Source organism: Mesotoga sp. BH458_6_3_2_1 (assembly GCF_003664995.1).
Taxonomy (GTDB): Bacteria; Thermotogota; Thermotogae; order Petrotogales; family Kosmotogaceae; genus Mesotoga.
Genome location: NZ_JFHL01000005.1, coordinates 56,249 through 68,463 on the forward strand (window position 1 = coordinate 56,249; position 12,215 = coordinate 68,463).

A 12,215-nucleotide genomic window follows, 5' to 3' on the forward strand; every position below is an offset into this window, starting at 1 on the left:
TTTCGGTTGAAGAGATGTCCTGTGTTAAAATCTGGTCGAGAAAGCTTTTCGATGAGGGGTGTCCATAAATGCCTTTGATAAGAGGTGCCGGCTCTAGACTTTCCAGAAGACTGACTGGCTTTGCTGCCGGTCTGTTGGGCTTTGCTGTCGTCGTTATTTCCGTCGTTCTAATCCTTCTTCTGGGGGTTCTGCTTTCATTTGCCGAGATAGCCAGGGGAAGAAGGGAATTTTCGGACAGGCTTTTGAGACAGGGTAGATTTGTCCAGAGCGGTCTCAATTTGGACGAACTCTCGAGGCTTTCAGGGAGTATAGATGATCTAGACAAGCCCGAATACTGGAGACTGAAGAGCCAACTGGAGCAGGAATGTGCGCTATTTCCGGAATACCGCTTCATCTACCTGATGGGACAGAAGGAAAATGGAGAGTTGTTCTTCTTCATTGATTCCGAGCCGCACGGTTCAGATGACGAATCTCTTCCAGGGGACATTTACGCCGATGCAACCGAGTACGATCTCGAGGTCTTTCGGGAGAAGAAGGCGAAAGTGCTGCCAGTAATTACTGACAGCTGGGGAACATGGGTATCGGTGATGGTTCCCGTTATTGATGAGAATTCGGGAAGACTGCTTGCCGTGCTCGGAATAGACGTTGAGGCCAATGACTTCTGGAAAACCGTTCTATCGTATGCGATCAAACCGGCCGTCTTCTCTCTGGTTCTGGTGCTGATGGCGATACTTTCGGGATTCTTCATCATCCGTAGAGGCAAGCTGTCACAAGAGAAGAAGGGAAAGAGAGTTCAAAGGTACCTTGAGGCGATCGTCTTTGCCGCATTTGGATTCGCTGCCACCGTCATGGTCTCATCTCTAGTTCGTGACAGGCAAGAGGCGGCGCGGAACGATGCCTTCGCCGATCTGGCCGCAACTCATGTAACTTCGCTTTCAAGGGCGATGAAGAATACTAGAGACTTTCAGGTCGAGGCTCTTGCCAGGTTCTTTGAGTCAAGCAGTTTTGTCGGCAGGCAGGAGTTCCGGAACTACGTAGGTTCGCTCTCGAAAAACAACGAACTGATTTCCTGGTTCTGGATTGAGAGTGTTTCATCGAGCGGGATAGAGTCGTTCGAAGAAGGCATCAGAAGGGAAGGCTTTCCGGACTTCTTCGTCTGGGAAGCGGGTAATTCTGGCGCAAAGGAAAGAGTTCCTTATCGCGAGTCATATTACCCGATACAGTACATTGAGCCTCTAGAGAGCAACAGAAATCTGCTTGGACTGGACCTGGGATCTCTCGGGTCGGCCCACGAAGTTATTGAAGAGGCAGCTGGTTCAAAGCTGATGTGGGCAAGCGACCCTGTCGTGATTCCGACGGACGAAGAGAAAGACCTCCACTTCTTTGTCTTCAAACCGATTCTGGCGGAGAGCGCGCAAGGTCATGCAGGGTTCGTAGGGGCTATCTTTCATTCGCACGCATTTCACAGTGCCGTTCCGATTCTCCCCAGTGACGGAGATCCAACCGTTATACTTGGGCTTTACCAGATTGGCTCGGGCGGGAACCCGGTACTTCTGTTTTCTTCGGCGCAGGAATCGGATTCTCATGTTTATGAGTCAGCGGAGACTTCCATATGGCACTATCCGGAAAATCGGCATATCATTGCCGTCCCGGTAATGTTGTTCGGGCGGCTCTTTGTGATTCTCGCCCATCCGGGGCCGGACTTTGGCATCGTTTATCCCATAAACAACTGGATCTTCATTCTCGCGATCGGACTGACCGTAACTCTGTCGCTTGCGATTCTGATTGGGTCACTGGGTAACCGAAGCTTCCATCTTGAAAGAGAAGTCGGAAAACGTACCGAAGAGCTAAGAGAGAGTCTGGAGATTGTTTCAAAGACGATGGAGGCATCGGTGAATGTACTCGCTTCGGCCGTAGATCTCAGGGATCCTTATACCTCCGGTCATCAAAGGAGAGTGGCAGAGCTTTCAGTTGCAATAGGAAGAAAGCTGGGATTCGAAGAGAACAGTCTTACGGGACTTAGACTTTCGGCGATGATTCATGATGTGGGAAAGATACAGGTGCCCGCGGAGATACTCAATACACCAAGAAGGCTGACCAATCTTGAGTTCGATTTGATCAAGCTCCACCCGACTGCGGGGCGAGAGCTTTTCAAAGATATCGAATTTCCCTGGCCAGTGGCCGACGCAATCTATCAGCATCACGAGAGACTTGACGGAAGCGGATACCCGGAAGGCATCTCCGGAGATCAAATAATACTGGAGGCCAGAATAATCGCAGTTGCCGATGTGGTTGAAGCGATCTCCTCCCACAGACCTTACAGACCTTCGTTTGGTCTTCAGTCGGCCCTCGATGAAATTCGAAGCGGTAAAGGGAAGCTCTTTGATCCCGAAGTTGTGGATGCATGTCTGGAGGTATTCGATGAGGGCTTCTCCTTCTCAGATTGATTCTTAACAAGAGCGGCGTTTTCGGTATCGTATCCCGTTATGTTAATATATGAGGGCTTGATGTTGTCTGCAGAGGATTCAACTGGAAAAGGAATCGCGGATTTCTTGTGGGAGATGTTGATGATCAATTTTGCTATGGTTTTGAGGCTCATAAGAATACGTCACTGGCTGAAGAATCTCTTTGTCTTCGCTCCGCTGATTTTTTCGTCTAACCTTACTGACTTAACCTCTCTTCTGAGAGCTTTTCTGATCTTCATAGCCTTCTGTCTCATTTCGAGCAGTGTCTATGTTTTTAACGACATTAGAGACCGCGAGAGCGATAGTCATCACTCAAGAAAGAAGAATCGACCTGTGGCTTCCGGTGAGATCAAGTTGAGAGATGCCTGGATACTCGCTGGCGTTCTGGCGACACTTGCCGTCCTGGTCGCTCTCTTCCTTCCATATCTGGCACTGGTTTTTCTGTTGCTGTATGTTGTCGAGAATCTCTTCTACACATTGAAAGGCAAGGACGTGGTCTTGATAGACGCCTTCTGCATTTCTGCCGGTTTTGTGATAAGAGTAATGGCCGGGGCGTATGCGATTGAGACAAGCCCGACGGGCTGGATAGTCGTTACGACGTTTTTCCTCTCTCTCTTCCTGGGTTTCGGAAAGAGGAGAAATGAACTGCTTACCCTGAAGGAAGAGAGCAACAACCATCGGAAAGTACTGACATTGTATGATGATAAGTATCTTGACTATCTCATGATCGCAACCGCATCTATCTCGATAATCTCATACACGCTTTACTGTCTCGATCCGCAGGTGATAGAGAAATTCAGCACTGATAAGCTGGTTTACACTGTGCCCTTTGTAACTTATGGAGTCTTCAGGTATCTTCTTCTCCTTTTCAGAAACGGCGAAGGCGATCCAACAGAAGTTGTGACCAGAGACAGAGGAATAGCGCTAACCGTCTTATTGTGGATTGTGTCTGTGATGCTTTTGATTTACTTTCCAATCTGGATGTGAAGAGGGAACAGTTGTGAATATAACCGAAGGTATAGTACTTCTAGTAGCAATAGTATTCAATGCCGGGGCAAACATCCTGCTGAAACACGGAATGCAGAACGCGCCTGACATCAACAGTGTCGGACTCAAAGGGATGCTAGTCAATTCAATCACAAACATCAGCGTTTGGCTGGGGCTTCTCTCATTCGGGGTAGCCTTTATCTTCTACAGCGTAGTTCTTACGAGGATGAAACTGGGAGTGGCATATCCCATAATGACGAGTGCCGGATTTGCAATAGTGACCGTGGTCGCAGTATTCCTCTTTGATGAAAGGCTCAGCGTGATGAAGATAGTGGGCATAGCCGTAATCGCCCTCGGCATATGGCTGGTAGCGATGGCCAAATAATGGAGGCACTAAAATGAAAAAAACGAAAGTCGCAGTTATAAAGACGAGTCCGGAAAGAGTTCTCGATGACTATATAAGGCTTGCAAAACTTGCCGGAATGAAAGAGGCCATGGACGGAAGCGCCACGACAATCTTGAAAGACAACATATCATGGCACCTTCCGATGCCCGGCGCAAACAGCACGCCCTGGCAGCTGGAAGGTGCCGTACTGGCTCTGAAAGAAGAAGGCTTCGGCGAAATAGTTGCTGTGGAGAACAAAACCGTGGTCACGAGACCAAAGTACGGAGAAAAGCAGAACAAGTATGATATCATCTACGAAAAGTACGGTATCACGATCCTTTACAACTTCGAACCGGAAAATATGTCATGGGTAGAATATACGCCCAAGAGCAAACTGAGAATACTTCCGAAGATATACCCTGAAGGACTGAGACTGCCCGACTACTTCTTCGGGAAAAATATCGTTCAGCTTCCGACGATGAAGTGCCACATCTATACGACGACCACAGGTGCGATGAAAAACGCATTCGGCGGTCTTCTCAATGTGAAGAGGCATTACACTCATTCATGGATACACGAAACTCTGGTTGACTTGCTGAAGATACAGAAGGAGATACACTCGGGTCTGTTCGCTTTCATGGACGGCACGACAGCAGGGAATGGGCCGGGACCGAGGACAGTGATTCCCGTGAAAACAGACTACATACTTGCCAGCGAAGATCAGGTCGCAATAGATGCCGTCGCAGCGAAAATGATGGGCTTCAATCCGATGGATCTGAAATACATAAGGCTAGCCGATGAAGAGGAGCTCGGAAATGGAAGGCCCGAGAACATAGAACTTGTCGGAGATGACATTTCCGGTGTCGACTTGAAATTCCATGTTGGAGACAACTTTGCGAGCAGAGTCGGAGATCTTCTCTGGTTCAGTCCCTTGAAGGTCTTTCAGAAACTCTTCTTCCACACTCCGCTTGTAAAAATCTTCGTGGCCGCTTCAGACACCTATCATGATAAATACTGGTGGAAGAAGCACGGCGTTCAGATTTTCGAGGAGTGGAAGAAAGAGAGCCCCTGGGGCCGTTTGTGGGAGAGCTATTGATAGAGAATTCACACGGGAATGAAAACTTGGGTGGGGGGAATCATGGCCGATCATCACTTGAAATTTGCGCTGAGTGCTAGGACAAGACGCGCCGCAGTGGTCTTTCTGTTTGTCTTTGTTCTGTCATACGTCTTCACCTCTGTCAGTGTCTGGACGACAGACAGCAGATTCATAACGGTGTCTAGATTCATTAGAGTTTACGGTCACGAGAATTTGATCAGAGGCACGGGATATGCCCCGGAGCAATATCGCTTCGGTGGATTCTACCTTGTTGAAAACTTCTTCAAGTACATTCCTTTGAAATGGTATGACGTATATAATACCACTCTCTCCGATCTGCTCATTAGCGAAGAGACCTGGACAGAAGAGATGCAGAAAACCGTTGACAAATTCTTCCCCCAGGACGACAGGGAAGAGATGATTGGTGAAGTTCAGAGGGTTATTGATAATACTTTAGAATCATTCTTCCCGGGCAACGCCCTTGTTCAGAATCTGCTGCGGGGTATGATTGACGGTCTGCAATGGCAGGGCTACTTGACGAATATCGAAGAGACCCTGCTTACTCTTGGAGAGATGATACCGGAAAATATCAGGAATCATCTGCTCGAGGACAGCGAAGAGACAAGACTCGTGAACGGATACTTCACATCGAGATTCTTCCTCTTCATGATTCTTCTGACGATTATCTACTTTCTGTGCAGAGAGTTCCTGAACACTGTGCAGTCGCTGTTTGGAGTTGTTCTCTTCGCCGCTCTAGTTCCATTCGCCCTTCAAGATTTCCTGCAGGCCGAGACAGTCCTTTCATTAGTGCTGTTTTCTTCAATGCTCTTGCTAACGAAGAGGGACGGAAGCAGACTTGTTTTATTGCTCGTGACGATTCTCTGCTGCACGGCAAGAACGGATCACGCTCTGTTTGGCGCGTTGATTTACGGTCTGATGCACGGAATCGAATCACTTAGGAGAAGGCAATGGTTTGGGGCGCTATTCTCTGCGCTGCTCTTGGTAATTCCTGTGGCCGCGACGGCTTTAATCAGTGTTTTTCTCTTTCCCGAAGCCGAGTACTATGTCGATCTCATTCAGTTAGAGTTCAATATTACTCATATATGGAGCTGGATCTTCCCCTCGATTCTTCTTCTGTTGCCGATTGTCTTTTTCTCCCAAATCAAGCATGTCGAATTCTACAGAAAGACTTGGCCGTGGATTCCTTTCTTCGTAGCGGCAAACTTTATCGTTGGAAAGACGGCCGAAGTGAGATTGTTCCTTCCCCTAGTCATTTACTCCATTCCTCTTGTCATAAGAGGCATGAACAGGTCTCTTGAAGGAGAGGAGGCTTTGACGGACAGTGGGGAGGTTTGAGGAACGAGTCGGTTTTCGGCCTAATATGTTTCACAAGCTTTGCAGCAGGCAACGAAGATGAAAGATCAAGACTCTATGATTTGAGAGATCCAATGGTATTATCTCTACAATCAGTAGCGAATGGCAGTCATCTGAAGAAATCCGGAGGTGAACCGTGGAAGAAAAGTACAGTATTGGGCGAGGGGTTCTTCTCCTAATCATTTTTGCTTTGCTTTCCTACATATTCACATCGATGACTGTGTGGACAACTGATGGAAAGTATCTCTTCGTATCAAGATATCTAAGAATCAATCAGCATAATCGTGTAATATCCGGAGAGAACTTCGCGCCCGATCAATACAGATTTGGCAGTTACTACCTTGTGGAGAATCTTTTCAAATTCCTTCCCATCGAGTGGCTCGATGAAAACAGCGAAGAGCTTTCGAGGATGTTGTTGTCAAGGGACTACTGGACAGAAGAGAAGAAGGGCATGATAGACTCATACTTCCCGGTGGCCGAAAGAGAGAAACTTGTTTCGGACGGTGAGAAGGTTATCGAAGAGCTTGTCGATTCCGTAACCGGCAAGAACATTCTTCTGAACAACGCGCTCAAGGCGTTTGCGAGCAGTCTAAACTGGCAGGTGTACTTGACGGACCCTGCAACGACCGCTCTCCTTATAGGCGAAAGGTTGCCCGAAGACATCAAAAGGGCCGTGGAACTATCGAGTGATGAGAACCGGATTCTGAACGGCCATATCACGGCAAGATTCTTCTTCAACATTCTGACGCTCATACTCCTGTACGGCTTTTGCAGAGTCTTCTCGTCGCCTTCCGAATCACTGCTGTCGACCGTGGCCTTTCAGGCCATAATGCCCCTTACGACCATGTATTTCGGTTGGGAGACTTTTCATGGTGCGGCTCTTTTTATCGGTGGGCTGCTGTTGATAGCCAAAAGGGGCAGATTCTATCTCCTTTGCCTGTTGATGGCACTTGGATCGCTTTTCAGACCGGACCATATGATATTTCTCTCTCTCATCTATCTACTGTTCAATTTGGAGAGCGGCCTGTCCTGGCAGAAAAGAGCGTTCATTCTGTCAAAGAGTCTAATTGCCGGCGCAATACCAGCGGTGCTGACTTTCGTCGTCAGTCGTTTTATATTCCCGGATGCGGAGTACTCGGTGGACTTGATTCAGTTAAGATACAATATGACCTATATCTGGTCATGGATTTACCCGATGATCTTTGCTTCGATTCCGCTGCTGTTTCTTAGAGAAGTGAAGCGCTGTGGCTTTTTCAGGAAGACATGGTTCTGGGTCATTCCGTTCATTGCCATGAATTTTCTCATCGCAAGGACTGCTGAAGTCAGATTGTTCACCCCGGTCATCGCTTTCTTGGCGCCGCTCATAGGGATCGGGCTGCAAAGGTTTTTTCCCGGCAGATCCATGGAGAACACGGCGATTGAATAATCTAGGGACTCCCTGTCGAGTCCGATTATCGCGGCGTATTCTATACGACTCATTTTAGGCGGAACTGCAAGTTTTGTTTCAATCGCCTTTCGATAGAGGAATTCGGGCCCACTTATGGGATAATCTCGTATAATCGATGGAGGAGGCTGCTCTATATGAAACGACTTCTACTGCTGTTCGTGATTGTTATTTCAGTTGCTTTGTGCGCAAAGACCGGGCTTTTTTTGAGCATTTATCCGGTTCTCTCCCTGAACAACTACACAGTTCACGATAGAGATTATCAACCTGGCTTCGATGACTTGCGCACTTACTTTTCTTATCCGGCATTTGCATCGGCCGGCGTGGAATTTTCCGGAAGCAGTTATCGGGCATTGTTCAGGCTCGACTTCAGGCAGGACATTACCTCTTTTCTTCGAGGCAGGAGCTGGTCGAACTTTCCGATAAGGCACAACGCTTATACTCTCTACATAGATACAGATCTTCCCAGGGTCGGTTTTGCCGAGTTTGAAAATGATTTCTTGAGGATTTCTGCCGGTAAGCGAAGACTTCACTTCGGTCCCGCTACATACAATTTCGTGCTATCGGAGACCGTGCCCTATTTTGAACATCTGTGGCTCGATCTTGGCGCGGAGGTTTTATCCGGTAAGTACTTCTACAGCTTTTTCGTCATATCTTCTGACCGATCAATCTTCGATAGCCCGAGAACTCTCATCGGCCACAGCATCGGTTATGAGGGCAGTTCCACAAGAGTTGGTTTCGTCGAGACGAATCTCATCAGCAATACGTTTCCCGACCTGAGAGACATGAGTCCCTTCATGGTCTTTCACAACAACTACGCAAAGAACTCCAACGTCAACGCCGGCCTGTTCGTCGAATCGAGGATAGGAATTCTGGAGCTGTACGGCATGCTTTATGCCGATGATATTTTGATCCCCGGTGATAGAACGGAAAACCCAACTTCGTTGGGATGGTATCTTGGAGGGGAAGCCGCTTTAATTGATGGAAATAGTTACGTGGGACCAGTATTGTGGGACGAACAGTTCGGTCTCGGGGAGAAGACTCTTTTCAAAGAATCGGGGGGTTTGAAGCTGAAGTACGAGCACTATCACAGCACCCCGTATCTCTATAATAGAGAGTTTGAGGAAGGAAAGTACATAAACCCGATCCGCTTCAACGCAGACGACATAGAGGGGGGGGCGTACCTTGTAATAAACGGCTTCTACGGGTTTCCGTACGGTCCCGATATCTCACTTGACCTTCTAGCCCTTTCTTATGAAACACGTAGGATTTTCACGGAATTGCGTATTGAATACATAAGGCAGGGTTCCTACAGGATAGAAGATTTCTACGGTGAACCGTTTGAATTTGACTGGTACAGACTCGCACAACCGATCACCGGAAAAGCGAGGCTCTCTCTGAACTTCCATTACAGCCCTGATGAAAAGCAGGAGGTCACCCTCTCTGCTTCTATGGCATTGGGCGGAAAATCGGAATTCAGTCTAAAAATAGGTTACGGGAGACTCTTCAACTTCCTGGAGTTCTGAGCCTCTTGCTTGTAAAGTCTATTTTTCGAACGAAGCCATCGAGAATTTCTCATTGCCTTTGTTTAACCAATGCGCTTCAAATATCTTCAGATCTTCTTCCAAAGATAACCTGAAACTCTCTTCGCATGATCCGAAGAAGTCGATCGGGCTCACAGAAATGAAGCCTTTGTTCACGTTCACGTAGTCGAGATCCTCCTCATGGGAATCGTGAAGGATCTCTTTCTGCATCCAGAACTCCTCTTCACCCCATTCGTTGACTTTCTTGTCGAACCAGCGCCTTTTTATGAGACCGCCCGGTCTCGTGCAACTGATTCCCCGGATCTTGTCTCTTGGTATCGCAGGCACGTTAACGTTAAGAACGGTATGTCTCGGGAGCTTGTTCCAGTTGTACTCCCTGACAAAGTTCTCAGAAAAGTCTACCGCTGCGATGAAGTCTGCATTCTCCTCACTTACTATAGAGATCGCCATCGCCGGGATACCCTGAGTTCTCGCTTCGAGCGCTGCAGAAAGCGTACCGGAATATCTTATGTCCACACCAAGATTCTGGCCGTGATTGATTCCGCTTACAACGAGGTCGAAGCTGTTGATACCCTTGATTGTAGTCGCTGCAATAACACAGTCGGCCGGTGTCCCGCTAGTACAGAACGAGGAAACATTCTCTATAGTATTTGTTTCCCGTATCCTCACTGGAGTCAACCAGGTTATCGAGTGACTTACCCCGCTTCGATTGCTCTCGGGCGCAAATATCGTTACTTCGTGAGACCTTGAGAGTCTCTTTGCTAGAGATCTTATTCCAGTCGCCTGGATTCCATCATCGTTAGTCAAAAGTATTTTCAAAAGAATTCACCACCATTCATATTGTAACGTAGATTTCGAATTCTTTCCCGGTCTCGGTTATGAAGATTCAATCGTACTCTATTCCCTGATCCCGGAGATTCGAGCTGTAGATAAGTTTTAATGAGCTTCTGAAGAATAGCAACAGCGGTAATATCCCGATTATTGAGGCGGCTCCAAAGAGATTCCAGGAGGTGTAGAAGCTTCTGACTTCTCCCACATAGCCGTAGATTTTCAGCGAGAAAGGCATAAGCTCCTGGCTGTTCAGCAGAATCAAAGGCATACTGAATGAGTTAAACGACGAAACGAGAACGTATGTAAGCAGGCCGCCAATTACGGGTAATGAAAGAGGAATCACAATTCTCAAGAAATAGCCTATTTCCGACAATCCTTCAATCAGAGAGACTTCCCGAAGCTCCTTTGGAATCGAGGAAAAAAACGAACCGAGAAGCAGTATTGTGAGAGGGAGCGACTGGATACAAACGACCATTCCTACACCAAAGAGACTGTCCGTAATTCCCAGTCTTTCGAAGACGAAATACATTGGAAGCAATGTATGCATTCCAGTGTACAGGCTTCCGAAAAGTATCACCGCGGCTATTCCGTTAACAAAGGGAGTTCTCTTTGTTGCGAGGAGGTATGAAAAGGGAATTCCCGCCAGAAGCACCATGACAAAAGCCCAGAAAGAGACTCCGATCGTATTGAAGATATTTGACAGAAGTCCGTCCGAGAGGACTCTCGAATAGTTCGAGAGGGTCGGCATGGTTAAAGAAGGCAGTATACTGGAGTCGGAAGCAAAAGAGAGAAAGAGGATATACAGTACCACAACGGCTGTGGGAAGCAGACAGACCGTTACTAGAACTCTCTTCAGCCATTCGGGCACCGAAAAATCAAATTGCGGGAGTCTGTATCTCAAAGAGAAAAGGATCAACGGCACGCTCAGCAGCGACGCAGGGATGATTCCGCTTATACCGCTCTGTGCCACACTGAAGATACTCAACATAACTTCGTACATCAGGAGAATGCCTACAAGTCTCCGGAAGCTCTTCTTGAAGCGGGGTATTATCAGAGGGAGAATCGCGTAGCCTGTAACTATGGGAATTATGTACCAGTTCCAGCCGGTCAGAAGCCCGAGAAAGACATGGGCGGCGCTGCTAAGAAAGAGAACCTGCCTGTGCCTCCTGGGAACCTCGCTTCTCGAGAAGAGAGCGCCAAGGATCCAGATGATCGCAAAGATGCCCACGAACACTGCGTAGGCAGAGAGAAGTCCGTAATCCTTTGCAGTGTTGAACTTTCTGAACAGCACTATTCCCAGAAAGGTTGTTGAACCGGTAAGAGTCTGCGGTGTGAACCCTTCGGGTAGCAGAGGACCGTTTCCCGTCATAAGGAAGACCGAAGTGAATTCCTTCATCGATCTCGCCAGCTGGAACAGGAAATAGGGAATCAGCAGATACCGTATCTCTCCAAAGAGTATGTTTGAAGTAGCTACGTCTCCCGTTCCATCGATCTTCATTACATCGTCCAGTTCTCTGGAGACTCTTCCAAGCATGCCCAGAATGACCATTGTCGAAAGCGGTATCGAAAGCCACACGCTCACCAGAAGGGAGGAAGCGAATGCATGGAAGGCATTCAGTGTCACGTCTATCTCCGTTCCCAAAAGAGTGTTCAATAAAGAATATCCACCGTATCCCTGGACGAAGGCCCTCCACCCGGAAACGGTTATGAAGGAAGGTATGAACCAGCCGACCCCCAGCAGAAGAAGAGCCGCCTTACTACGTCTTGTCTCCTTTCTCAGTCTGAGAGCGATGAAGAAGGATATCGAGATCTCCAGTGTCGTCTTGAGAGTTGACCACAAAGCCGTCAGTCTTAAGGAAAGCTTGAAGCCTGAATCTCGAATCACTGCTTCGTAGTTCTTCAGACCGACCAAAACCGGAGCCGTTTGGAAGACTCCATATTCTGTGAAGGAGACATAGAGAGCCCACGCTATCGGCGCAACGGTAGCAATTGACAGAATAAAAGCTACCGGAAGCGCCATGGGCCACTTTCTTCTCAAGATGAAGGGAAGCAGGCCCAGGGCAAAGAAAATCGGTATTACAACCGACAT

At 47.9% G+C, this 12,215-nt stretch carries 10 protein-coding genes; 8 read left to right on the forward strand and 2 right to left on the reverse strand.

What is annotated here, in order from left to right:
* The first annotated feature begins 68 nt into the window (after positions 1-68).
* The 8 genes from Y697_RS04235 to Y697_RS04270 all read left to right on the forward strand — a co-directional run bounded on the left by Y697_RS04235 (position 69) and on the right by Y697_RS04270 (position 9,277).
* On the forward strand, positions 69-2,447 hold the full coding sequence (locus Y697_RS04235) for an HD domain-containing phosphohydrolase (protein ID WP_121550444.1): 2,379 nt from the start codon (positions 69-71) through the stop codon (positions 2,445-2,447).
* 60 nt (positions 2,448-2,507) lie between these two features.
* Complete coding sequence (locus tag Y697_RS04240; protein ID WP_183083705.1) at positions 2,508-3,452, forward strand: decaprenyl-phosphate phosphoribosyltransferase; 945 nt, start codon at positions 2,508-2,510, stop codon at positions 3,450-3,452.
* A gap of 13 nt (positions 3,453-3,465) precedes the next feature.
* On the forward strand, positions 3,466-3,837 hold the full coding sequence (locus tag Y697_RS04245) for a multidrug efflux SMR transporter (protein ID WP_014730651.1): 372 nt from the start codon (positions 3,466-3,468) through the stop codon (positions 3,835-3,837).
* A gap of 13 nt (positions 3,838-3,850) precedes the next feature.
* On the forward strand, positions 3,851-4,933 hold the full coding sequence (locus tag Y697_RS04250; RefSeq protein WP_121550446.1) for a DUF362 domain-containing protein: 1,083 nt from the start codon (positions 3,851-3,853) through the stop codon (positions 4,931-4,933).
* Positions 4,934-4,975: 42 nt separating this feature from the next.
* Positions 4,976-6,289 carry a hypothetical protein gene (locus Y697_RS04255; RefSeq protein WP_121550447.1) on the forward strand — a complete coding sequence of 438 codons (1,314 nt, stop codon included), beginning with the start codon at positions 4,976-4,978 and terminating at the stop codon, positions 6,287-6,289.
* On the forward strand, positions 6,286-6,486 hold the full coding sequence (locus Y697_RS14570; protein WP_121550448.1) for a hypothetical protein: 201 nt from the start codon (positions 6,286-6,288) through the stop codon (positions 6,484-6,486). Before Y697_RS04255 ends, Y697_RS14570 begins: the two co-directional genes overlap by 4 nt.
* Complete coding sequence (locus tag Y697_RS04265; RefSeq protein WP_121550449.1) at positions 6,444-7,733, forward strand: hypothetical protein; 1,290 nt, start codon at positions 6,444-6,446, stop codon at positions 7,731-7,733. The genes Y697_RS14570 and Y697_RS04265 overlap by 43 nt, the downstream gene beginning before the upstream one ends.
* Before the next feature lie 155 nt (positions 7,734-7,888).
* Positions 7,889-9,277 carry a hypothetical protein gene (locus Y697_RS04270; protein WP_121550450.1) on the forward strand — a complete coding sequence of 463 codons (1,389 nt, stop codon included), beginning with the start codon at positions 7,889-7,891 and terminating at the stop codon, positions 9,275-9,277.
* An 18-nt stretch (positions 9,278-9,295) separates the two neighbouring features.
* Here Y697_RS04270 and surE read toward each other — a convergent pair whose 3' ends face one another.
* Together surE and Y697_RS04280 are read right to left on the reverse strand one after the other, a co-directional pair.
* On the reverse strand, positions 9,296-10,114 hold the full coding sequence (gene surE, locus Y697_RS04275) for a 5'/3'-nucleotidase SurE (protein ID WP_121550451.1): 819 nt from the start codon (positions 10,112-10,114) through the stop codon (positions 9,296-9,298).
* A gap of 67 nt (positions 10,115-10,181) precedes the next feature.
* The gene (locus Y697_RS04280; RefSeq protein ID WP_121550452.1) at positions 10,182-12,215 is read right to left on the reverse strand and encodes an ABC transporter permease subunit; all 2,034 of its coding nucleotides are present in this window, start codon (positions 12,213-12,215) and stop codon (positions 10,182-10,184) included.